The sequence below is a fragment of the Jutongia hominis genome, assembly GCF_014384965.1.
In the GTDB taxonomy this organism is placed as follows: Bacteria; Bacillota; Clostridia; order Lachnospirales; family Lachnospiraceae; genus Butyribacter; species Butyribacter hominis.
In genome coordinates, this window is sequence record NZ_JACRSW010000016.1 from 1 (window position 1) to 23823 (window position 23823).

At 37.7% G+C, this 23823-nt stretch carries 18 protein-coding genes, 1 tRNA gene and 5 pseudogenes; 19 read left to right on the plus strand and 5 right to left on the minus strand.

Going from position 1 to position 23823, the window contains the following annotated elements; translation table 11 throughout:
- The 9 genes and pseudogenes from H8700_RS04830 to H8700_RS04870 form a co-directional block, all read left to right on the plus strand.
- Window positions 1–220, plus strand: a pseudogene (locus tag H8700_RS04830) (hypothetical protein); the annotation flags it as partial.
- A 28-nt stretch (window positions 221–248) separates the two neighbouring features.
- Window positions 249–476, plus strand: a pseudogene (locus tag H8700_RS04835) (tRNA (uracil-5-)-methyltransferase); the annotation flags it as partial.
- Between the two features lie 35 nt (window positions 477–511).
- On the plus strand, window positions 512–1405 hold the full coding sequence (locus H8700_RS04840; RefSeq protein WP_249303915.1) for an NUDIX domain-containing protein: 894 nt from the start codon (window positions 512–514) through the stop codon (window positions 1403–1405).
- Between the two features lie 21 nt (window positions 1406–1426).
- On the plus strand, window positions 1427–1585 hold the full coding sequence (locus H8700_RS04845) for a class I SAM-dependent methyltransferase (RefSeq protein ID WP_249303917.1): 159 nt from the start codon (window positions 1427–1429) through the stop codon (window positions 1583–1585).
- Between the two features lie 14 nt (window positions 1586–1599).
- Window positions 1600–1854, plus strand: coding sequence for a methyltransferase domain-containing protein (locus tag H8700_RS04850; protein ID WP_249303924.1), 255 nt, complete (start codon window positions 1600–1602; stop codon window positions 1852–1854).
- 163 nt (window positions 1855–2017) lie between these two features.
- The gene (locus H8700_RS04855) at window positions 2018–2356 is read left to right on the plus strand and encodes a helix-turn-helix domain-containing protein (protein ID WP_249303926.1); all 339 of its coding nucleotides are present in this window, start codon (window positions 2018–2020) and stop codon (window positions 2354–2356) included.
- Between the two features lie 2 nt (window positions 2357–2358).
- A pseudogene (locus tag H8700_RS04860) lies at window positions 2359–3216 on the plus strand (KilA-N domain-containing protein).
- A pseudogene (locus tag H8700_RS04865) lies at window positions 3206–3466 on the plus strand (recombinase family protein); the annotation flags it as partial. The pseudogenes H8700_RS04860 and H8700_RS04865, both read left to right, overlap by 11 nt.
- 441 nt (window positions 3467–3907) lie before the next feature.
- The gene (locus H8700_RS04870) at window positions 3908–4774 is read left to right on the plus strand and encodes an AraC family transcriptional regulator (RefSeq protein ID WP_249303931.1); all 867 of its coding nucleotides are present in this window, start codon (window positions 3908–3910) and stop codon (window positions 4772–4774) included.
- Between the two features lie 62 nt (window positions 4775–4836).
- Here the strand turns inward: H8700_RS04870 and H8700_RS04875 are convergent.
- A pseudogene (locus H8700_RS04875) lies at window positions 4837–5097 on the minus strand (transposase); the annotation flags it as partial.
- A gap of 211 nt (window positions 5098–5308) precedes the next feature.
- Here H8700_RS04875 and H8700_RS04880 point away from each other — a divergent pair.
- The 6 genes from H8700_RS04880 (at window position 5309) to metA (ending at window position 12173) form a co-directional block, all read left to right on the plus strand.
- Window positions 5309–6331, plus strand: a complete 1023-nt coding sequence (locus H8700_RS04880; RefSeq protein WP_249303934.1) for a polysaccharide deacetylase family protein — start codon at window positions 5309–5311, stop codon at window positions 6329–6331.
- A gap of 323 nt (window positions 6332–6654) precedes the next feature.
- Window positions 6655–6727, plus strand: a tRNA-Arg gene (locus H8700_RS04885).
- Window positions 6728–6866: 139 nt separating this feature from the next.
- Window positions 6867–7658, plus strand: a complete 792-nt coding sequence (locus H8700_RS04890; RefSeq protein WP_249303937.1) for a hypothetical protein — start codon at window positions 6867–6869, stop codon at window positions 7656–7658.
- Between the two features lie 225 nt (window positions 7659–7883).
- On the plus strand, window positions 7884–8597 hold the full coding sequence (locus H8700_RS04895; protein WP_249303939.1) for a pseudouridine synthase: 714 nt from the start codon (window positions 7884–7886) through the stop codon (window positions 8595–8597).
- A 179-nt stretch (window positions 8598–8776) separates the two neighbouring features.
- Window positions 8777–10747 carry an NAD-dependent DNA ligase LigA gene (ligA, locus tag H8700_RS04900; protein WP_249303941.1) on the plus strand — a complete coding sequence of 657 codons (1971 nt, stop codon included), beginning with the start codon at window positions 8777–8779 and terminating at the stop codon, window positions 10745–10747.
- Between the two features lie 517 nt (window positions 10748–11264).
- Entirely contained in the window at window positions 11265–12173 is a 909-nt protein-coding gene (metA, locus tag H8700_RS04905; RefSeq protein ID WP_022140480.1) for a homoserine O-acetyltransferase MetA, read from the plus strand.
- A gap of 170 nt (window positions 12174–12343) precedes the next feature.
- Here the strand turns inward: metA and H8700_RS04910 are convergent, their stop codons facing one another.
- On the minus strand, window positions 12344–14035 hold the full coding sequence (locus H8700_RS04910) for a polysaccharide biosynthesis protein (RefSeq protein ID WP_249303943.1): 1692 nt from the start codon (window positions 14033–14035) through the stop codon (window positions 12344–12346).
- Between the two features lie 175 nt (window positions 14036–14210).
- Here H8700_RS04910 and H8700_RS04915 point away from each other — a divergent pair, with 175 nt between their 5' ends.
- Window positions 14211–15350, plus strand: coding sequence for a cysteine desulfurase family protein (locus tag H8700_RS04915; RefSeq protein ID WP_249303945.1), 1140 nt, complete (start codon window positions 14211–14213; stop codon window positions 15348–15350).
- A gap of 149 nt (window positions 15351–15499) precedes the next feature.
- Here H8700_RS04915 and H8700_RS04920 read toward each other — a convergent pair whose 3' ends face one another.
- Together H8700_RS04920 and H8700_RS04925 are read right to left on the minus strand one after the other, a co-directional pair.
- Window positions 15500–16345, minus strand: coding sequence for a histidinol-phosphatase HisJ family protein (locus tag H8700_RS04920; protein ID WP_249303947.1), 846 nt, complete (start codon window positions 16343–16345; stop codon window positions 15500–15502).
- Between the two features lie 116 nt (window positions 16346–16461).
- Window positions 16462–18246: an Rqc2 family fibronectin-binding protein gene (locus tag H8700_RS04925; RefSeq protein WP_249303949.1), complete on the minus strand. Its 1785-nt coding sequence runs from the start codon at window positions 18244–18246 to the stop codon at window positions 16462–16464.
- A 429-nt stretch (window positions 18247–18675) separates the two neighbouring features.
- Between H8700_RS04925 and H8700_RS04930 the strand changes: the two genes are divergently transcribed.
- Entirely contained in the window at window positions 18676–19428 is a 753-nt protein-coding gene (locus H8700_RS04930) for a lysophospholipid acyltransferase family protein (protein WP_249303950.1), read from the plus strand.
- A 95-nt stretch (window positions 19429–19523) separates the two neighbouring features.
- Here H8700_RS04930 and nadA read toward each other — a convergent pair whose 3' ends face one another.
- A complete protein-coding gene (gene nadA, locus H8700_RS04935) occupies window positions 19524–20429 on the minus strand; it encodes a quinolinate synthase NadA (RefSeq protein WP_022140906.1) in 906 nt (301 codons plus the stop codon).
- A gap of 208 nt (window positions 20430–20637) precedes the next feature.
- Here nadA and H8700_RS04940 point away from each other — a divergent pair, with 208 nt between their 5' ends.
- Together H8700_RS04940 and H8700_RS04945 are read left to right on the plus strand one after the other, a co-directional pair.
- Window positions 20638–21846: an FAD-dependent thymidylate synthase gene (locus tag H8700_RS04940; RefSeq protein ID WP_249303959.1), complete on the plus strand. Its 1209-nt coding sequence runs from the start codon at window positions 20638–20640 to the stop codon at window positions 21844–21846.
- A gap of 110 nt (window positions 21847–21956) precedes the next feature.
- Window positions 21957–23786 carry a CDP-glycerol glycerophosphotransferase family protein gene (locus H8700_RS04945; RefSeq protein ID WP_249303962.1) on the plus strand — a complete coding sequence of 610 codons (1830 nt, stop codon included), beginning with the start codon at window positions 21957–21959 and terminating at the stop codon, window positions 23784–23786.
- Window positions 23787–23823 lie beyond the last annotated feature (37 nt).

Sequence of the window (23823 nt, forward strand, 5' to 3'; positions counted from 1 at the left end):
GACACCATCACAGAGACATATGGGATTGGATCAGGAAGTTTTAAGGAAGCGAAAAGAGGTTTACGAAAAAGCGAAAGAAAGACATCCGGAAAGATGGGCAAAAGGAACCAGAGCCTGGAGTTTTTTAGAAGAAGAATGGCTAAATCCAAGACAAGAAGCAGAAACAAAAAAGAGGCGAAAGTCTCGTAAAATTAAAAGAAAGGAAAATCGGGTAGGGTGACAACCACCCGAAAAAATTCCGTTTGGCAGCTGCGGAGAGTAAGGCGACTTATGAGGAGATAAAGAAATATGTTGCTGAACATAATGATGGAATGAAAGTAAGTAATTTATACATTGCGCAGGTGAAGAGAAAGTGTGGAATTGAAGTTGGAGAGAACTTTAATCTGCCTAAGTCGGAGGATTCCAGACAACCACAGTGTCCAAAGGAAAAAGAGGATGCGATTGTAAAGGCGTTAAAAGCATTTAGGATGATTTAACTATTATAAATGATAGATGGGGAGCGGTGTGACGTATGAGAGAAGTATGGGATGTATACACAAAAGATAGAAGACGGACTGGGAAAACTTGCCTTCGAGGAGAACAGGGAACCCTGGAGGAAGATGAATTTCACATGTGGGTCATGGTCTGGATTAAGAATGCCAGGACTGGAAAATACTTGGTATCGCAGCGCTCAGCTGACAAAGACACGGATCCTTTAAAATGGGAAACTGTGGCAGGACATGCGATATCCGGTGACACAAGCTTAGATGCTGCACTTAGAGAAGTTTATGAAGAAGTAGGCATTTCCTTAAAAGCGCAAGATGCCTGTATATTAGCTACGAAGGTTGCGACCGCTTATGATGGTAAGCGTCATAATTGGATAAGAGATTCCTTTTACTTTGAAACAATTGAAGAACCGGATTTAATAAGAGCAACAACCAAGGAAGTTGTACAGACAAAGTGGCTTACTATTGATGAGATTAAGGAAATGTATGATAAAGGCGATTGTTGCCTAAATATGGGGGAGTTGTTTGGATTTGAAGCAAATCCTATACCTGCTGATAGATATAGGAGTATTATTGGTCAGGTTGTAAAAGGAAAAATTGACCGCCCTATGGGTAGTTTCCATCCACGCCATAAGGATTTGTATTATCCGGTCAATTATGGGTATGTTTCCGGGTTATTAGGAGGAGATGGAGCGGAACAGGACATTTATCTTTTGGGGGTAAAATCTGCTGAACAGGAATTTACGGGTAAAGTTATTGCTGTTTATCATCGATACGATGATAATGAAACAAAATGGATTGTAGTTCCATGTGATGATGAAGGCATAGTTCTTGAAGATGTAGAGATTCCTACGGATAATGAAATTTATGCGCAGATTGCATTTCAGGAGCAGTTCTTCTGTGGAGTTTTGGTAAAATGAAGAGAAAAAGGATAGAGAAAGATGCATGATATTACAGATCTTCCCGCATGGGAGAGACTATTTAAGAAAATTGTATGGAAGCAACTTGGAGACATGGAAGGAAAGAAGATTCTTGATTTTGGTAGTGGAGAAGGGATTATGGCGAATCATTTCGCTGAAAAAATGATGTTACTGCTATAGAGCCATCCAAGAAAATGCTTTCTAATGCATGGAAAGATTATGAATACACTCAGATTGTCGGTGATGTTAATGCTTTGTCTGCATTTAAGAATGAGACTTTTGACATGATTATTTGTCACAATGTGCTGGAATATATTGATGATAAATCGGCTGTGGTAAAAGCTTTAGCAAGAGTTTTAAAGAAGGACAGCAAGGGTGTCTATCGTGAGGTAGAATCTGAAGGAAGCTGTAAGCAAATCTCTGGTCCGACGAACAGAAATCACATATAAGGCTAGGTTGCGAGAGATAAGTTGGCACAAAGCAACGAAGTCTAATAATTATCACTTTTGTAGCAGCAGAGTAAATGTGGCGGATATATGGAGAGAAAGAGCGTGCACCTTAAGCGTGGAGGTCTCACAGTATTTTTGTCTTCATAGGGAAAGAATTTTTTATATGATGGAAAAGAAGAACATGACCCAGTTGGAACTTTCAAAAAGGACCGGGATTGCAACAAGTAACATTAGTGACTGGAAGAAGAAAAAGACAAATCCCAAAGCGGACAGTCTGTTGTCTATATGTGATGCATTGGAGATTACTCCCGAACAGCTTTTGACAGGAAAAGGAATTGATCCGGAATATAAAGATGAAGATGCGAATTATGAAGTAACCAGGTCGGATATTAAGATTTTAAAGCAGATTCACAGCCTTGGAGATGAGCAGTATAAAAGACTCATGGCGTATATGAAAGTCTTGCAGAAGTTGGAACAGATGGAGAACGTGGAGGAGGAATAGAGATGGCAAATAAAATAGTTAGGGAAATTATTCACGCAAAAGGAATTGATATTGGGATTTACACGAAAGATTTTGAAAATGAATATATTTCGTTGACAGATATTGCAAAATATAGAAATGATAATGATCCCAGATTTGTCATTCAGAACTGGATGCGAAACAGAAATACAGTTGAGTTTTTGGCTGTTTGGGAAGAACTTCATAATCCAGATTTTAACCGTGTGCAATTCGAGGCGGTTAGAAGTGAGGCAGGATTAAACAGGTTTGTTATGACGCCAACCAAATGGATTGAACAGATCAATGCTATTGGAATAGTGTCAAAAGCAGGCAGATATGGTGGAGGAACTTATGCACATAGCGATATTGCAATGGCATTTGTTACATGGATTTCTCCGGAATTTCAACTGTATATTATGAAAGATTACCACAGGTTAAAACAAGATGAAAATAGTCGACTTTCATTGGACTGGAACTTGAACAGGGCTTTATCAAAGGTGAACTACCGTATTCACACGGATGCGGTGAAGGAAAATCTGATTCCACCAGAGCTAACATCAGAACAGATTGCTTATACATATGCCAGTGAAGCAGATCTTTTAAATGTTGCTTGATTTGGTCAGACTGCAAAGCAATGGAAAAATAATAATCCGGATAAAAAGGGAAATGTGCGTGATGATGCAAATTTAAATCAGTTATTGGTATTGGCAAATATGGAAAGTTATAATACTATTTTAATTGAGCAGGGAAAACCTCAATCAGAAAGACTTATATTGCTTAGAAATTTGGCAATCAGGCAGATGGATACATTAGCTAGTATCAATTTATCAGCGGTTTCAGCACTTCCTGAAGGTGATATATAAATCGAAGAATGAAAAAATCAAAGTATATTTATACACCCGTGTTTCCACAACCACGCAGATAGATGGCTATTCTCTGGACGCACAGAAAACAAAAATGAAAGCGTTCTGCGACTATAATGAATATGAAATTGCCGGTGAGTATGAGGATGCTGGAAAATCCGGCAAATCAATAGAGGGAAGAGTTTCATTTAATCATATGATGGAGGAGATTAAGTCAGGAAAAGATGGAGTATCAAGACAGCTATATTATAATAAAGAGACAATCTTGTCAGATATTTATTCTCTTGATTATGAGGATAAACATTATCAGCAAAGAAAAACAGATTTATGAAGAACGCAAAGAGAATGGTCAGTGGCAGAAATTCATAGAATTTAAATTGCCGATTATAGAAAAAGAGTTTACACTAAGTTTGGACAACGATACACAAAATGAGACTGTGTGCTTATTGTCTAAACTTCATGAAGTGAAGCATCATGTGAATGTGAGACTTCAGACAGCCACAGTGCCCTAAGGAGAATAAAGAAGAAGCAGCTTCTGGAGAGATTTTTATTGGTTGTTGTGAGACAAGAAGTATGTCGATTTTGTCTGACAACATCAAAAGGTTTCGTGGAAACAATAAAATCACTTGTCGAAAAGTCAGCAAACCTTTATAATGAAAGCTGGATTTGTAAAAAGGAGAAACAAAAAGGTATGCGGATTTACAGATTGCGTGAATTTACAAATGAGGAAGATTTTCCTATTTTTGTACAATATGGGTATCATAATGATGATTTTGTGACACATATGCATGAAGACTTCTCGGAGTTAGTGATCATTTTAGAGGGGCATGCTATGCATCGTGTCGGTGAAGAATCTTTTTATATCAAAAAAGGTGATGTATTTGTTATCAATGAAAATACATCGCATAGTTTTTATGATGCGAAGGAATTAAGACTTTGCAATATTATGTTCTCTATGAAAAAAATATTTCAGGGAAGATATGACATTACGCAATGTGCCGGTTTTCATGCACTTTTTCTGTTAGAACCCTATCATGTGCAAAAAGAGCATTTTACAAGCCGTCTGCTTTTAAATGAAAAAGAATTTTTAGAATTAAAATATCATTTAGATGAAATGTTAGAAGAATACCAACAGGACAGGCAGGGAAAAATGACAATGCTACAGGTACAGTTTTTGTATGTTGCCACTTTTTTGTCGCGTTTATATGATTCATCTCAAAAAGAGCAGTCAGACAAGATCATGCCGCTTGCTAATACGATCGTTTATATGGAACAGCATTTTAATGAGAATTTAAGTGTTGAATCGCTGGCTGCATCAGCAGGATATTCGGCAAGGCACTTTACGAGAATCTTCAAAGAAACATATCATGATACACCAAGTGATTATATGATGACATTGCGGATAGAAAAAGCCTGCTATCTGCTAAAGAAAAGTAAGTATCAGATATCTGAGGTCGCAAGGCTTTGCGGATATGACAATGCAAATTATTTCTGGCGTATTTTTAAAAAGAGAAAGGGGATGTCGCCAAGCGAATATATTGCATGTTATCGTATATAAGAATACATTTAGTGATGGTTGTGGATTATTTTATAAAAAAGGAATACAACATAGAGAATCCTGAATTCTCTGAGATGTCTGGAATAATGGAGAAAGATCAGCAAAAGAGAATCTATTGGAATCGAAAAGAGGCGTTGAATAATCAAAGCCCAAAGCATAGCAGTCAAAGGATATTTACGGTTTCTGCCTGTGGATGCATAGTAGTGATGATAAAAAGAAACCGGAATAATTTCATCAAGGTCAATGTGATTTTTGAGCAGAGTAAGGAATTGAGGTTTGTCAGAATCATAAATATTTTTACAATCTTCAAAAATATCTGCCAAAGAGAGTTGTTTTTTGTGGCATCATAGACATGTCTCCTTTCGGGGCGTGGTTTATGGTTTCTGAACAACTCCATGATATCACAAAACGTGAGGAGACTTTTGATTTTAGCAACAAAAAATGCCGTATTCATGCGGCTTGTGGCGTTTCGCAAACGCCTAAAAAGGATATTAGGAGAAAGGAGAATCATCCACTATCTTCAAAAGAGGATGATTGGATTATACGAGAATTATGAGAAAAGAAAATGTATTACGCAAATGTATGATCGGACTGGTGGGCGTACAGGCCGGTCTTACTTTATTTGCTGCGGTTACAACAGTAGGACAGAAAAACAAAAGTTCGATTGATCAAAAAGCAACACAGGCAGTTACAGTGGAAAGCAAACAGTCAGCAAATGAAAAAGAGAATCCAAAAAGTGATAAGAAACATGCGATAAAAGAGAAAGCAGATGTTAATAATAAAGATGCTGTGCCGACACCGGATGCAACTGTGTTGCCTGCAACACAGGCAGGAAAAATGACCAAAAAGACAAACTATAAGAAATATTCGAATACCAGTATCGGCTGGGGTGTGTCTATGCATGCAGACCATACAACACCGGGCGGAAATGTGCCAAAGGGGATATCTTTAAAAAAATATCAGGCATACTATGTAGGAAATACGAAAGAAAAAGTAATGTATCTGACATTTGACTGTGGCTATGAAGGCGGTTATACAAGGAAAATCTTAAAAACATTGAAAAAAGAAAATCTCAAAGCTATTTTCTTTGTGACAAAGCCATTTATTGAGGAAAATCCAAAGCTGGTTAAGAAAATGAAAAAAGAAGGCCATTTAGTAGGAAATCATACCTGCACCCATCCTCAGCTTTCAAAGTGTAATGTTGCAAAGATCAGAAAAGAGATTAACGATTGTGCCAAAACAATGAAAAAACTGACAGGTTATAACATGGATGCATTTATTCGTCCACCGGAAGGCGTTTACAGCCTGAGAGCATTAAAAGTGATCAAAGATATGGGATATAAGACTATCTTATGGAGCATTGCATATTATGATTATGATCCGCAAAACCAGCCATCGGTTGATTATGTTGTAAATAAATTCAAAACCTATTATCATAAAGGAGCTATTCCATTGCTTCATATTGTATCAAAAGCAGACTGCGAGGCACTTCCTAAGATCATCCGTCTGATGCATTCTAAAAAATATCATTTTAAGACGTTAAATGAACTTGATTAGAACAGCTTAACACGAAAAAATTACAAGAATGTTACCGAGGTTTGTCGGTTATAGGCCTGAAAATTCTTGACCATGAATTTTTCTTGTGGTATAATCCCATATGGTTTGTTATCAGTTACACGAATTGATGTAACTATGGTAAATCACCACAAAACTATGGTAAAAGTTTTTTTACCATAATTTTTACCATAATTGCAAGGAATAATAGCGTTGAAAGTCTGATTTTTTTACAAAAATCGGATGAATTATTTGTAGATTATGGAGAAGAAAAAGTTCGTCAAGCTAGGTGAATACCGGATTTATGGCAAATATGGCGGATGTACGCACCTGTAGCTCAGTGGATAGAGCAGTGGTTTCCGGAACCATGTGTCGGGGGTTCGAGTCCCTTCAGGTGTGCTTTCAATATCATTGTATCCCCGAAGTTTGGAAAAGGGGCTAAAGTAAATGGAGTTTATTTATTTTAGATTTGGTGCAAAGACAGAGAAAAATCTGTTATGGATAGTTTGGATTTACTTTGAAAGGATGTGCGCATACAATGCGATTAAAATATAAAAAACTTATTGTTATTTTTTCTTTAGCGATCATGTTGATCGGTCTTGGAACCTTCTCTTTGGTTGCTCCATCGGTTGATTTCTCATTTGGTGGAGGCTCTGCGGCAAACTCAGCGACAGGTAGTGCGATAGCAGCTTTGTCAGATGATGAGATTGAATCCGATATTACCACATTGATCAAGAATTATCTGGATGCGAAACAGAAAGTTTCGATGGACGAGATGAAAGAGTGCGTCAGTGATACAGGTAAAATAGATGAAAAGCGACTCGTTACGGAAGCAGAATATATTGAAGAATATAAAAATATCGAATGTACGATCCGTGATGATGGATTGAGCGATGGTATTTTCCGTGTGTATGTATATTATGAAGCAAAGATTTATGATATTGATACGCTTGTTCCTTCTCTGACGGCTTTGGTCGTAACCGGAACACCGGAAGGAAAATTCCTGATCAATTTAAGTAAGATTGACAGCAAGGATCAGCGTGCGATCGATAAACTGGATAACAGCGATGAGATTAAAAAGAAGATTGATTCGGTACAAAAGAAGTTAGAAGATATCGTAAGCAAGAATGCAGATGTTCGTGATTTCTACCAGATGTTAGAAAGTGCCAATCAGGATTCGAACGAAGAGAATAATGAGAATATCGGTAATGAAGCAGGCAGTGCGGCCCAGCAACAGCAGGCAGCCGATCCAAATCAGGCAGCACCTACTGTTGATCCAAATCAGGCAGCAGCTACTACAGATCCGAATCAGGCGCAGCCTGCACAGTAAAAAGAAAATACAGCTTGCAATCAGATGTAGATGAACAGATACATTTTATGATTTTCAAAGAAATACGAGATGGTTTCAAGAAATATATGGTTTGATAGTATCAAAGCAGAATGTTTTTTAGATCATCTCGGTTTTTCTTATATGGCATGCATGGTGTATGGTTGGAGTATCAAGACATTTATGTGCAGAATGGAATAAAATGTGTGAAAAGAAACGAGGTTTACAATGGAAGGAACAAGAATTAATAAATTTTTAAGTGAAGCAGGAGTATGTTCGCGAAGAGAAGGAGACAGACTATTAGAAAAAGGATGTATTACCATCGATGGTGTAGTTGCTAAAGTAGGAGATCGTGTATTCGAAGGACAGGAAGTGGCAGTAAATGGTAAGGCAGTAACCAAAGAAGAGGAAGAGATCTTTCTTGCTTTTTATAAACCGCGCGGAATTGTCTGTACAACAGCAAAAGAAGAAAATGGAGAAAAAGTATTAAATGTCGTGGATTATATTAACTATCCAAAAAGAATTTATCCGGTAGGACGACTGGATCAGGCTTCCGAAGGACTTCTTTTAATGACAAATCGCGGTGATGTGATGGAAAAGATTTTAAGAAGTCGGTATGATCATGAAAAAGAGTATTACGTCTGTGTCGATCACAAAATAGATGATGCTTTTTTGAAAGGAATGCAAAAAGGCGTGCCTATCCTTGATACAGTTACAAAGCCTTGCAAGATCCGGCAGGAAGATGATAAGAGTTTTCATATTATAATCACACAGGGGTTAAATCGCCAGATCAGACGTATGTGCGAATATTTCGGATATCGTGTTACATTTCTTAGAAGAGACAGGGTGATGAATATTACACTTGGCAATTTAAAAAAAGGCAGGTATCGTCATTTGACAGCAAAAGAAGTTGCAGAATTAAAAAAAGAGATATTGAAATAAAACGTTTTGCAAATGCAAAATGTGCTGAAACGGTAAAAGAGTTGAAATTGTAAAATCGTCAAAACAGCATTAAAATACAAAATTACCGGAAGAAAAAATATCAGAAAGCATAGGAATGTAAGAAAAGCAGAATACATAAACAACATGACATAAGAGCAAGCAATGAAAGGTGAAAAGAAATGGCACAGACAGACAGCAAAAAAAGAATGAAAGAATTGGTAGATCGGTTAAATCTGGCATCCGAGATGTATTATCAGAAGAATAATGAGATCATGAGCAATTATGAATATGATGCACTTTATGATGAACTGAGTGCATTAGAAAAAGAGACGGGAGTGATCTTATCGGGTAGTCCGACACAGCGGGTAGGATATGAGATTTTAAGTGAATTGCCAAAAGAAGTTCATCCAAGTCCGATGTTATCGCTAGATAAGACAAAAGAGGTTGATACACTGGCTGCCTGGCTTGCAGACCAGACAGGCTTGCTTTCGTGGAAAATGGACGGCCTTACTGTTGTATTGACTTACGATAATGGTACACTTGCCAAAGCAGTTACACGTGGAAACGGACAAGTAGGAGAAGTCATTACAAATAATGCAAGAGTTTTTAAAAACATTCCTTTAACGATTCCATGCAAAGAGCATGTCGTATTGCGTGGAGAAGCAGTTATTCCATATTCGGAATTTGAAAAGATCAATGATCGCCTGCCGCAGGAAGAACAATATAAAAATCCGAGAAATCTTTGCAGCGGTTCGGTGCGCCAGTTAAATAATGAGATCACGGCACAGAGAAATGTATATTTCTTTGCGTTTGCGCTGGTAGAAGCACAGGGAGAAGATTTTGCAAATTCGCAGGAGAAAAAATATCTTTTCATGCAAGAGCAGGGCTTCGAAGTCGTTGAATATAAAAAAGTAACAGCACAAAATATTGCCAAAGCCGTGGAATGGTTTTCGGCAAATATTCAAAAGAATGATTTTCCATCAGATGGATTGGTTCTTTTATATGATGATATCGCTTATGGTGAAAGTCTCGGACGTACCGCAAAGTTCCCAAGAAATGCGATCGCTTTTAAATGGGCAGATGAGTTAGCACAGACGACATTGCGTGAGATCGAATGGAGTGCTTCCCGTACCGGTTTGATCAATCCGGTTGCGATATTTGATCCGGTAGAATTAGAAGGAACGACGGTATCGCGTGCAAGTGTGCATAACGTCAGCATTGTAAAGCAGTTAGAACTGGGAATCGGTGATACGATAGAAGTATATAAAGCAAATATGATCATTCCGCAGATAGCAAATAATCTGACAAGATCGGGAAATCCTCCGATTGCCAAAGTCTGTCCGGTCTGTAAAGAAAAAACAACGATCCATAAAGAAAATGGTGTAGAGTCGCTTTTTTGTGAGAATAAAAACTGTCTTGCCAAAAAGATCAAGTCCATTTCTCATTTTGTCAGCCGTGATGCAATGAATATTGATGGAATGTCAGAAGCAACGATTGAAAAGCTGATCGCGATCGGAGCGTTGCACCGTCTTGGAGACCTGTTCCGAATTCAGGAACACAAAGACGAGATCATTGCATTAGAAGGCTTTGGAGAAAAGTCTTATCAGAAACTGCTACAGGCTCTTGTACAGTCAAAGCATACAACAACAGCGCGTTTTCTATACAGTCTCGGAGTGCCAAATATCGGTCCTGCCAATGCAAAAATGATCGTGAAAGCATTAGGACAGGATTTTGAGCGGATTAGGCAGGCATCTGTCGAAGATTTAGTAGAGATCGAAGGTGTTGGTGAAGTGATCGCACAGGCGTTTGTTGCCTTCTTTGAAAATGATGCAAACAAAGAGATGATTGATGATCTTTTAACAGTTGTTACATTAGAAAAAGAAGAGCAGACGAATCAGGTGATGGATATGGAAGGTTTGCAATTTGTCATTACCGGAAGTGTCAATCATTTTGCAAACCGCAAGGAAGTCAAAGAGTTGATCGAACAACATGGAGGCAAAGTGACCGGATCCGTAACCGGTAAGACCAGCTATCTGATCAATAATGATAATCTAAGCCGGTCATCCAAGAATAAAAAAGCAAAAGAACTTGGAATAGAAGTGATCACGGAAGAAGAATTCATCGAAAAATTTCAACTGGATATAGAATAACAGCCAATAGGTTCATCTTTTTTAGAAAAGTCTTTATATTATTTAGAAGAGAAATATCGTATAGATTATTTTTTTAATAGAAAGCTTTCATATATTGATAAAATACCACTTGGCTATTCTTTATAATGGGAAGCCATTATATCGATGGAAAATACTACACAGGCTATTCTTTTTAATGGGAAGCTATTATATCGATGGAAAATACTACACAGGCTATTCTTTTTAATGGGAAGCTATTATATCGATGGAAAATACTACACAGGTTATTCTTTTCAATAGAAAGTTTTCATATATAGAGACGAAATACCATTCGTTTATTTTTTCAGTGGAAATCCATTTTATATAGGAAAAATACCATACAGAACATTCTTTTTATCAGAAAGACTTCATATTCATGATAAAAAGGTGTACAATAAATTTTTAGGACTAAGAGAGTAAATAGGAAAGATTCTTTTGCTAAATGCAAGAGACACTTTCTTAATCTGATCAGAGGATAAAAGTAGAAAGGGGCGATTCGATGCCAATTAAAGTAAAAAATAATCTGCCGGCAAAGAAGATCATGGAAAAGGAGAACATCTTTATGATGGACGAGTCCAGAGCTGTTATGCAGGATATCCGTCCATTGTATATTGCTGTTTTGAATCTGATGCCATTAAAAGAAGATACAGAAGTACAGCTTCTTCGCAGCCTGTCAAATTCTCCGTTGCAGATTGAGATCACTTTTTTAACGACGGCATCTTATATCGGTAAAAATACACCGGCAAGCCATTTAAATGAATTCTATAAAACATTTGAAGAAGTAAAAAACCGTAAATTTGACGGATTGATCATTACCGGTGCGCCAATTGAACAGATGGAATACGAAGAAGTGCAATATTGGGAAGAACTCACAAAGATCATGGATTGGTCAAAGACAAATGTGACGAGTACCATGCACATTTGCTGGGGTGCTCAGGCAGGATTATATTATCACTATGGAGTACATAAACATCTTTTAAAAGAAAAAGTTTTTGGTGTCTATGAGTTTAAAGTACATCACAGAAAAGAACCATTGCTTCGCGGCTTTGATGATGTATTTTATTCGCCACATTCCCGCTATACGGTATGCGATCATGATGAGATCGTCAATAACGAAAACCTTGTTGTGCTGGCAGATGATGAGAAGCTAGGCGAATGCATCGTAATCTCAAAAGACGGAAAACAGATCTTTGTGCTTGGTCATCTGGAGTATGACCGCCTGACATTAGACTCAGAATATAAGAGAGATTTAAAAAAGCATATTCCGATCACGTTGCCTGAGAATTATTATACCAATGATGATCCGAACACCAAACCGCTGCTCCGTTGGAGAGGAGCTGCAAATGCATTGTTTTCCAACTGGATCAATTATTATGTCTACCAGAATACACCTTACGAGTGGGAGTAAATATTGGAAATATGCGATAAAATCGGTGTTCTGGAACATTTTTACTTAAGGAGATTTAAAAGAGAGATGAAACCATTGTGGAATTAAAAAGAATAGGGATCGCCCGCACCCCTAGTGGAGTACGTTCAATTCCTATTCGATTTATTGAAAATGATATAGCATTCCAAAAATCAGGTGTCAAATTTTTCCCGTTTACAAGACGATTTTTTGCCACTCACAAGACAGCCGCTTCCGATTAAAAAGCCAAGATATCCGATCCCAAGAAGAAGCAGCTTGAAAAAGAGCATAGCAATCCGGTGAAGCCGTGACACATTTATCGGTAAAAAGGAAGAGATAAACGGAAAGACAAGCAGGCTTAAAATCAAAAAAAGAAGTGGCAAAAGAAAAGTTTTACAAAAATCGATCCGGATATATGAATGCAAATAGATATATTCGAATAACACCATGATATAATCACTTAATATTGATCCTGCAAGGTAGGCTTTCATGCCATAGACCGGTACGAAAAAGACAAGACTTGCAATATTGATTCCCAGGCTGATGATCGTAATAAAAAAGGTGATCTGTGTAGAGCCAAGTCCATTGATAATGCTTGTAAAAGTAGTTGACAGATATAGGGCAGGACAGATAAAAGAAAGCCATCTGATATACAGCCCGGCTTCTTTGCTTTGAAACAGTAAAGTTCCAAAATCCTGTCCAAAGAGCAGAAAAATACAAGTAAAAAAATAGCCAAGATATAGGCTGTATTTTCCGGAGAGAGAAACGTATTTTTGAATCGTTTCTCTTTTCTTTTGCGCTGCTGCCTGTGCAATGGATGGAAGCAGCATGACGGCAAAAGAGTTTGTGATCGCAGAGGGAAAGAGGATAAATGGCAAAGCGACACCGGATAAAATACCATAGGTACTTAATGCATTGGCAGCAGAATAACCGTATTTCCGTAAGGCGGCGGGAATGAATACAGATTCTGCACTATGTAAGATAGATAGGATTAATTTTGTTCCGGTTAAAGTAATAGCTAAAAAAAGCAAAGAGTTTTTGATAGTATGTTTTTGTTTTAACGTTGCTTTGGCAGGAAAAGAAAGGGAGCGTGAAAGTTTTTGTTTTGTTTTTGGTTCAGTTTCCAAAGGAGTAGTGTCCGGAAAAGAGGATTTTGAAAAAACGGTAGTATGAAATGGTGTATTTTTGTCTGAATGGCACTTTATAAACTCTTTTTGCGCAAGTCCAAAACGGATCATGTTGTAGACAGAAGCCATGATCTCGCCAAATACCAGCCCGCATACAGCAAAATAGGAGTTGATCAAAGCAGAGTATGGCAAAAAAGTACAAAGTAATATCACAATAAAAACGCGGGAAAGCTGTTCAACAATCTGTGAGACAGCTGGGTATTTTGCTTCTTTTTTTCCATAAAAAAATCCGTTGATACAAGCTGAAATTCCACAAAAAGGAAAAAGTGTGCAAAGAATCTTTAAATAGACCGTACAGCTTTTTTCGAGTAACAGATGGCTTGCAATCCGATCGGCAAAGCCAAAGACGAAAAAAGACAGAACAAATGCGAGAAAAAGCGAGGCAAAAAGACCTGTTTTAAAATAAGACAATTCTTTCTTATGACGTTTTATCACAGATGCATCAGAATCTTCTGTGATCGAAGCAATTTTTTGCGAAATAGCTGTCTGGATACCGGAAGCATAAATAGTAAAGCAAATGCCATAAACCGGGAAGATCAGCTGGTACACACCAAGCAGGCGGGAACCGATCGTATCAGACAGATAGACACGATAGACAAATCCGATCAGTCGCGTGATAAACCCGGCAATCGTTAAGATCAAAGTTCCCTGTATGACTTGATTTTTCAGATAACGCATAAAAAGCTCCATTTCCGGAACAGCAGATTGCGTCCTAAACATTCTATAAAAAACATTTTATGCAATTGGGACATAAAAAATCCCTGCTTTTACATACACAAAAATTCCTTGCATTCATAGAATATGATATAGGCATAAAATAATGGTACAAAAAACCAGAAAGAGAGGGATTGTGATGTTATATCTGGACCATGCCGCTACAACAGCGACGCATCCTGAAGTGATAAAAGAAATGCTGCCTTTTTTTCAGGATGTCTATTCCAATCCTTCAGGAAGTTATGAATTTGCAGCTGATTCCCGTCTGATGTTAGAACGTGCAAGGAAAGTGATCGCAGACAGTATTCATGCGAAGCCGGAAGAAATTTTCTTTACCGGTTCCGGTACGGAAGCCGATAATTGGGCATTAGTTGGAATGGCAAGATTAAAAAAAGAACAGGGAAAGCATATCATTACAAGTACGATCGAACATCATGCAATCCTTCGAACCTGCCAATATCTTGAAAAAAAGGGATATGAGATCACATATCTTCCGGTTGATCATGATGGCTGCGTATCGGTAGAAGACGTGGAAAGAAATATCCGGCCGGATACGATATTGATCAGTATCATGTATGCAAATAACGAAATTGGAACACTGCAGCCGGTTGAACGTATCGGAGAATTTGCAAGGAAAAAACATATTGTGTTTCATACAGATGCAGTGCAAGCGTATCTTCATGAACCGATCGATGTCGTAAAACAGTCAATCGATCTTTTAAGTGTAAGTGCACATAAGTTTCAAGGACCAAAAGGAACCGGTTTTTTATATGTAAGAGAAAACATCGCATTGCCTTCACTTTTACATGGAGGAAATCAGGAAAGAAAGAGAAGAGCCGGTACGGAAAATGTAGCAGGGATCGTTGGAATGGCGAAAGCAGTTTCGATCGGAATGCACAATCTGTCAGAAAATCATGAAAAGTTACTTTCGTTAAGAAATTACCTGATCGATCGGATTTTAAAAGAGATACCGGATGTTGTCTTAAATGGTTCATTAGAGAACCGTTTGGATGCAAATGTTTCGTTTGGTTTTCGTGGGATTGAAAGCCAGTCGCTGATTCTTTTTCTTGATATGGAAGGCATCTGTGTGTCAGGCGGATCAGCATGTACTTCTTCTGAAAAAAGCATTTCCCATGTATTACAGGCAATCGGACTCCCTGAAGAGTATGCAAGAGGAACGATCCGTATTTCACTGGGGGTAGAAAATACATTAGAAGAGATGACTTATTTTGTAGAAACTTTAAAAGAGCTTGTTGCACAATTAAGAGAGTTTTCGTAATTGCGTAACAAGCAGAGTGTAGAATCTTTTGCATTGTGAATGCAGGTAAGTAATGATAACTCAAAGATCCAAGTATTGCTTACTTGTCATACGTTGTTCTTAAAAATTGCATTACTTATGTATTCTGCAAAGGAAAACAAGTGAATGTATCATGAGAGTGGCAGGAAGACAGGAGAACGGTCTCTAAAGATCGTATAGTGTGAAAAGCCACATTGCTGTAATAATGCCGGAAGCTTATCAAAAGCATTTCCTAAGTTGATGGCATCGTGGGCATCCGAACCGATCGTTAGAATCTCACCGCCTAAGTCATGATACAAAGCAAGAATCTTTTCATGAGGATTGGGATGAGAAAGACCGGCAAGATAGCCGCCTGAATTGGCTTCAATACCATGACCGCATTTGATCAGTTCTTTTAAAATCTGTTCGATACATTCCATATTATCAGTCATAAACTGCTCGATCAGGGACTCGAGATCTTTCCCTTCTTTTTTCGCTTTTTTTAATGTAGGGGCATAGCGGATCACATAGTCGATATGACCATATACATCAAAATCATAACCACGTAAAACATTTTCGCAAGTAGTTTCGTAATAATGACGTATTCCTTCTTTTTCTCCAAAGTTTTCCCAATAGTCCATATAATAAGGATCGTAATCGTCAATCACATGCGTTGATCCGATCACAAAATCAAAAGGATATTCTTTGGTAAGCGAAAGAGCTTTCGAAAAAATCGAATCTTTTAAGCCAAGTTCGACACCAATCCGGATTTCAAGGTCATTATATTGCTTTTGTAAGTTTCTTAATGTTGCAAAATAATTATCTGGCAAAAAAGTAAATTCAACGTTATTTTCCGGCAAAAAAACCTCATAATCCATATGGTCTGTAAAACAGATGGATGTAAAATGTTTTTCTTTTGCCTTTAGCAAGTGGGATTCGATCGATGCTTCGCTGTCAGCAGAAAAAAATGTGTGTACGTGATTGTCTGATAAGATCATATGCATCCTCTTTTCTATTGGTGTTATCGTGTTATTGTTGCAGTCGAAATTCTTTCGATGTATAGACGATTACTCATGGAGAGTGGATCTTCAATAAAAATGCCTTTTTTGCATTTTTATTCGGCTTCTTCAATTCCGGTAATATCGGTAGAAATCGTCATTGAATAGTTTGTATAATATACAACAAAGCCCGGTTTTGCACCATTTGGCTTCTTAATATGTTTTTTTTGCACGTAATCGATTTCGGCTTTTTCCTGTTCTCTGGCTTTGGAATAATGTGCTGCAAGGCGTGCGGCTTCTTCAAAGGTGCGGTCAGGAAGTTCATTGCCTTCTGTTTTTACAATGACATGAGAGCCGGCAGCCGCTTTCGCGTGAAACCACCAGTCATTACCGGTTGCAAACTTAAAAGTCAACTCGTCATTTTGATAATTATTTTTGCCCACATACATATGAAAACCATCGGAAGAGATATAATGGAGCGGTTTGCTCTTTGGTGCTTTTCTTGTATTTTGTTTTCCTTTTTGGAAATGATGACGGACATATCCGGTATCGCTTAACTCTTTTCGTATCGCTGCAAGATCTTCTTCCTCTCGTGCAATATCCAATGCATTGCTGATCGAGTTTAAGTGGTCAATCTCTTCTTTTGTTTCTTTAGTCTGTTCGGTTAAAGCTTCAAATGTTCTTTTTAATTTGGCGTATTTTTCGAAATAGCGTTTCGCATTTTCAACAGCACTTTTATTTTCGTCCAAAGGAATCGTAATCGGTTCGTTGGTATAATAATTATCACAGGTCAGGCTTTTTTCTCCACCTTTTAATTCATAGCCATAGGTTGTTAAAAGCTCTCCATAAACTTTATATTTGTCCCGCTTTTTCGTATCGTTAAGCTGTTTTAGCTGCAAATCATATTTCTTCTGGCTGCGCTCTAGGGCAGTATGTGTGATACGACGCAGATCGGCTGACTTTTGGTGGATACGTCCTAAAGTTTCTTTTGTATGATAATAATCAAAAAGCATCCGGCTGGCTTCTTGATAAGGATGAATCGTATATTCCCCGGAAGAGGCATATTCTGTCAGGGACAGACTCGCAAACTCAACCGGTGTTTCTTCTTTATAAATGATATTGGGCGAAAAATCACCCGTCTTGATCTGATCGATCATTTCTAAAAAGTTTCGATATAGATGCTTTTTCGCATCGTCGGAAAGCTCAGAAGCATTGGAACAGTCGGATAAAGAAGCACGATATAAAAGTTCATTTGCCATAACAGAACTAAATCCGGTCAATGTCCGATAGATTGCTTTGTCAAGCGGCATAGGACGGGAGAGAACCTTTGCGTAAAAGTCGTCTTCGGAAATCGTCAAAGGATCATATTTATCTAATGTATTTGGAATGAAATACTGTCGTCCCGGAAGTACTTCACGAACTGAGCTGACTAATGCAGAGATATGTTTGATGCTGTCGATGATCTGGTCATTTTCATCGCAAAAAATAATATTGCTGTGTTTGCCCATTAATTCGATATAAAGTTTTTTGCGGCAATAATCCCCCATTTCATTCAGATGCTCTAAATGCATACAAAGGACACGTTCTAAACCGATCTGTTCGATCAGGTTGATCTTGCAATTATTCAAATGTTTGCGAAGTACCATACAAAAAGTCGGTGCCTGTAAAGGAGCATTTTGATTTTCCTGTGTCAGATACAAAAGCGGGAGGCTTGGATTGACAGAGATAACTAAACGGTTCTGTGTACGGATCGTCTTTTGTTCAGGAGAGGAAATACTCTTTTTGATCGTTAAAAGCAGCTTGTCAGATTCTGTCTGTGCGATTTTTGTGATTCGTCCGTCTGCTAATTTATGATTTAACTCTTTTGCGAGATTTGCAATTACAATTCCATCAAATGCCATAAGATTTCATTCAGACATTCCATGTCTGTCCTTTCTGTTACAATATAATTCTTTGCTCATATTATAGCTTTTTTTGAAAGGGAAGTAAAGGAAACCCGGGATATAACAAGGCAGGTTGGTTAGACAATCCGGTTGACGATTGATACAAACGAAAGAATGGCCTGGTAAAAGAGAAAAGAAAATGGCAGATGGTTTTGTGTGTGCTGTATGGAGCGGAATGTAAAAAAAGCGTAAAGAATATGTGATTTGGTTGTAAAAAGGAATGTTGTATGATAGAGTATTCTTTGAGTTTTTTCGGCTTTGAATATTTATTGGCGTTTCTTAAACGGCATTATAGGAGAAGTACGATTCAAAAAGAGTGCGACAGAAGAAAAGAATGCAATATACGTTCAATTAAAAAATGCAAAGAGCAATATATAGAAAGAAAAGGTGAAGAAATTGTTACGTTTTGGTTATGTGATCTTAGGAAATTTATATCGTGCATGGATGATCCCGGTTATGGACTATTATGCAAGACATCCTGAAAAGTATTCTGAAAAGTTTCGATATGAATATGATCAACACGTAATCCGTCTGATGAACCATACAGGCAGAATTCATACAACAGCATATGGCAAAGAGAATATACCTGATTCTGAGAACGGATATGTTATGTTTGCTAATCATCAGGGGAAATATGATGCATTAGGCATTATGCTTTCTCATGAAAAACCATGTTCTGTGGTTATGGATGATGCAAGGTCGCATGGACCGCTTGTTCGCCAGTTTATTGATCTTGTACAGGGAAAACGTTTGAAGTTAGATGATCTTCGGCAGGCTGCAGGGATTATTAATGAGATTGCCAAAGAAGTAAAACAGGGAAGAAAATTTATTATTTTTCCATCCGGTGGATATGAGCATCGTAACCAAAACCGGGTAGACGCATTCAAACCCGGCTGCTTTAAAAGTGCAATGAAAGCAAAAGCACCAATCGTACCGGTAGCATTAGTTGATTCATGGAAGGTATTTGATCTTTGGTCTCTCAGAAAGATTGAAACAAAAGTTGTCTATTTAAAACCGATGTATTATGAAGAATATAAGGAATTGAATTCGAAGACAATATGTCAGATTGTATATAACAGAATATGCAAAGCGGTACAGTATATGGAAAATGGAAATGAAAAAGAGGCATTATTGCAATAAGCAGTAATACCTCTTTTTTGATGGCCATCTATGAATTATAATTCCCTATAGGAAAGCCGGTTTTATGTTTACAATATTTGTGACAGAGAAAAATTTTATTTCGCATAATGTAACATCTGCTCTAAAGGACGTTTTGCAAGATCGGCGATATCCTGATCAAGACAGACTTCCGGTGAAAGATTCCGAAGTGCTAAAAGCACTTTATCTAAGCTGATACGCTTCATATTAGGACAGAACTGTCTGTGACCGACACTGTAAAACTTCTTGTCAGGGTTCTTTTGACCGAGTTCGTAAAAAATACCCATTTCAGTACAGATGATGTAGGTATCATGAGAATCTTTTGTCGCAAAATCAATGATTTCAGAAGTACTTCCGATAAAATCAGAATGTTCTAATACATCCTGTGTACATTCCGGATGTGTTAATATAAGTGCTTCCGGATGTGCTTCTTTAGCAGCAAGCACATTTTCTAAATGAATGCTTTTATGTACATGGCAGAAACCATCATGGAAAATAAATGTTTTTTCGGGAAGCTGCGAGGCAACATAATGACCAAGGTTATTGTCCGGAATAAAAAAGATCTTAGATTGTGGAAGAGCTTTCACAATACGGACAGCATTCGAGGAAGTTACACAGACGTCACTATGTGCTTTGATCTGTGCTGTAGAGTTGACATAACAGACGACACACACATCGGGATTTTCCTGCCGAACCTGTTCAATGGTATCAATATCAACCATATGTGCCATCGGACAGTCAGCATATTCATCTGCCATGATCACTTTTTTCTTTGGATTAAGGAGTTTTGCACTTTCTCCCATGAAATTAACACCGCAAAAGATGATTGTATCCTCAGAAAGCGTTGTAGCAAGTTTGCTTAAATAATAAGAATCGCCCACATAGTCAGCAATTGCCTGTACTTCACCGTCTACATAATAGTGTGCTAAAATAACAGCATTTTTTTCCTTTTTTAACTTTTGGATCTCTTCAATAGTATTCATTATTTTTTCCTGTTTCTTTCCTACATATATATTAATGCAGGTTGTTCCTTTCTGATTCGTTTTTGTATCTTATCATACTTCCATTACACGATAGAGATTATAAAAATTATACATGATTTACAGCGAAAAGCAAGTAAGAGATTGTTGTTAGGGATAAAATTTGATATAATGGAACAATCTTGAGAAAAATTAAGAAGTGAGGATTTGTATGATCAAAATAGAAACAATAGCAGCAACAAAAGAAATCAATAACATGACAGCACAGCAGCTGAATGATGAACAGACTTTGATGAGTGGCAAGTTTGCAGGAACCTGTTATGCAAAAGAAGGATATGCAACGATACGTACCCAGCCGGAAGAAAAAGCCATGAAAAGAGCTTTAGGAACTGCAAAGAACGGACATCATTCCGTTTTTCAGCATGGCATGATCAATATGGAGATCACCTGCCCGAAGATGATTGCGATGCTTTTGAATTCAATTGGTATTTCCAATACATCCGAAAAGAGTGCCCGTTATACAACGATGCATCCTGAGACAAAAGAAGAGAGCCGCCTGTATCAGAAGTGGCATGATATTTTTGTAACCGAGATTACAAATAAATACGGAGAACGCCTAAAAGAAAAAGAAATTGATAAACTGGCATATGAAAATGCACGTTATATGATATCTGTTTTTTGTGAGACAACGATGGTATATTCTTTGCCATTTCGTAATATTTTCTATGTAATGGACTTTGCAAAGAAGATGGAAGCAAAGTTAGAACATATGGAAGGCGGTTTTAACCGGCGTTTGTGTAAAGAAGTGGGTGCTTTATATGAAGCCATGCTTGGTGTTGTAGGAAAAGCGAATTTTCACGATATCAAAAATGATTATTTTCGTTTCCTTCCGGTACAGGCAACCGGAGAATACGATAAGAATGCAGAATATTACGGAGATGTTTATACATCTGTCTTTTATGCAAGTTTTGCACAGGTTGCACAGGAGCAGCGTCATAGGACGACCAGAGTAAAGATCAACTTTGGCGGAAAAGATGCATCCGAATATGGTTTTTTTGTACCACCGATCCTAAAAGGAACCGGCCTTGAGAAAGAATGGCTTGCCGATATGGAACTGATAAAAGAAGTCTATCCGCAGGGAACATTGGTTGAAGTTACCGAGCAGGGACTTTTTGAAGATTTTGTTGTCAAATGCAAAGAAAGAATGTGTGGCAGAGCGCAGCTTGAAATTATGTTAGATACGATGCATATGATCGAGAAGTTTGAAAAAAACCGGCAAAACCTTTCAAAAGCCAATCAGAAGCGATTGGAAAGTATATTAGAGCAGGATCGTCCCTGTGCAAGATGCGGTTTTGATGATTTTCAATGTGTAGAGGGCTGTATCTGGGGAAAGAAAGAGGCATTGACACGCCTGATCTGATTTCAAAAATAAAAGTATAGACATCAAAAAAGAAATATTGTAAAATGATATAATGTGGCATTGAATGATATAATGCCTTATCAAGTTGCGAAATAATGAGGTGAAATTGGATGCAGAATATAAAATTTACAGTGGAGCAGGTTGAATTTGATGGCTGGACTTTATGGATATCTGCCGTTGTAAAAGGAAAATATGACAGCAGGGTACATAATCCAAAAGTGACTGTGATCTTTGACAGCGGAACACAGACACGTCGTGTACCATTGGCTGTGCAGTCGTATACGGAACGAAATGGTGACTTCATGATCTATGCACAGTATCATTATGAAGTACATGATATTTTTTTTGACGAGCCTTTAGGTCAAAAGATTTCTGTTACATTCGAAGTGATGTATGGAGATGATACCTATCAAAATGTACCGTTTGTACTCGGTGATGTTGCAAAAAATCAATATGGAGAATTGACCGGTAAGGGGTTTGAAGGAATGGAGGGAATCTCCAGCCGTCATTATAATATTCTGTTTGAAAGTGAGAATGGAAAGATTGATCTTTGTGCTCGCTTTAGTGCAAAGAAGCCATCGATTGCAAAGAAGGTGATCAAAAGGATCAAAGGTGTTGTTGCCGTGATCTGGCGTCTGATCTTATTATTGATTTCTATCTGTCTGCTTCCTGTCTTTATAATAGATGGACTGTTGACGGTGATTGGTATTCTGCCAAGAGAAGAAAAGATCAACACAAGAAAAAAAATAAAATATTTTATCAAGCATCTTCGTTTCAGAATGGTGCGTTTTTGTAAGATACGTCTTGGTATCCTTCCGGCAAAGTTAGCAATCATGCATGTCGTAAACCGCTTTGCGGCAAGATGTAAGATCAAAGATAACCGTATTGTCTTTTTATCAAACAGACGAACAGATTTAAGCGGTAATTTTGAATTTGTTTATAGGCTGTTAAAGAATGACAAAAATCTGGATATCCGTTTTGTATTGGATGATCGTGATGTGCGTCATATGAGCTTTAAAAATATGCTTGCGATCGGCTATTATCTTGCCAATGCAAAAGTAATTTTAGTCGATGATTATATGGAGCTTTTATTTAAATTGCCACGAAGAAAAGGCAACACTCTGATCCAGTTGTGGCATGCATGTGGTGCATTTAAAACGTTTGGATGCAGCCGTATGGGTAAGAAAGGAGGACAGAACTTAAAGAGTCCGAATCATAGAAATTATGATTATGCGACAGTAAGTTCTGACGAGATCCGAAAGTTTTATGCAGAAGGTTTCGGTCTTCCAATCGAAAAGGTTGTTGCAACCGGTGTGCCACGTACGGACATTTTCTTTGATAAAGCGTATAAAGAAAAAGTTACCAAAGAGTTTTATGAGAAATATCCAAAACTCAAAGACAAAAAGATATTGTTATTTGCGCCGACATTTCGTGGTAATGGAAAGAACAGCGGTTATTATCCGACAGAACTTTTTGATGTCAATGCGTTGTATGAGGCATTAGGAGAAGAGTATGCGATCATCGTGAAGCATCATCCTTTTGTGCACAACCGTAATACGATCGATCCGAAATATCAGGATTATATTATTGATCTGTCAACGAATTCAGAATTAAATGATCTTCTTTTTGTAACAGATCTTTTAGTAACTGACTATTCATCGGTTGTATTTGAAGCTTCTCTGTTAGAAATTCCTATGCTGTTTTATGGTTTTGATCTTGAACAGTATATTGCAACCAGAGGATTTTATTATGAGTTTGAGACATTTGTTCCGGGCAAGATCGTATATCATTTTGATGAATTGATCGAGGCTGTAAAGAAAGGTGATTTTGAATCGGAAAAGATCGCACCGTTTAGAGATCGTTTCTTTGATGGAAAAGATGGTAAGAGTAGTCAGAGAACAGTAGATCTTATTTATAAAAGCCTGAAAAAGCCGAATTAAGATAAGACTATTTATATAGGAAAGTGTTTTATACAGA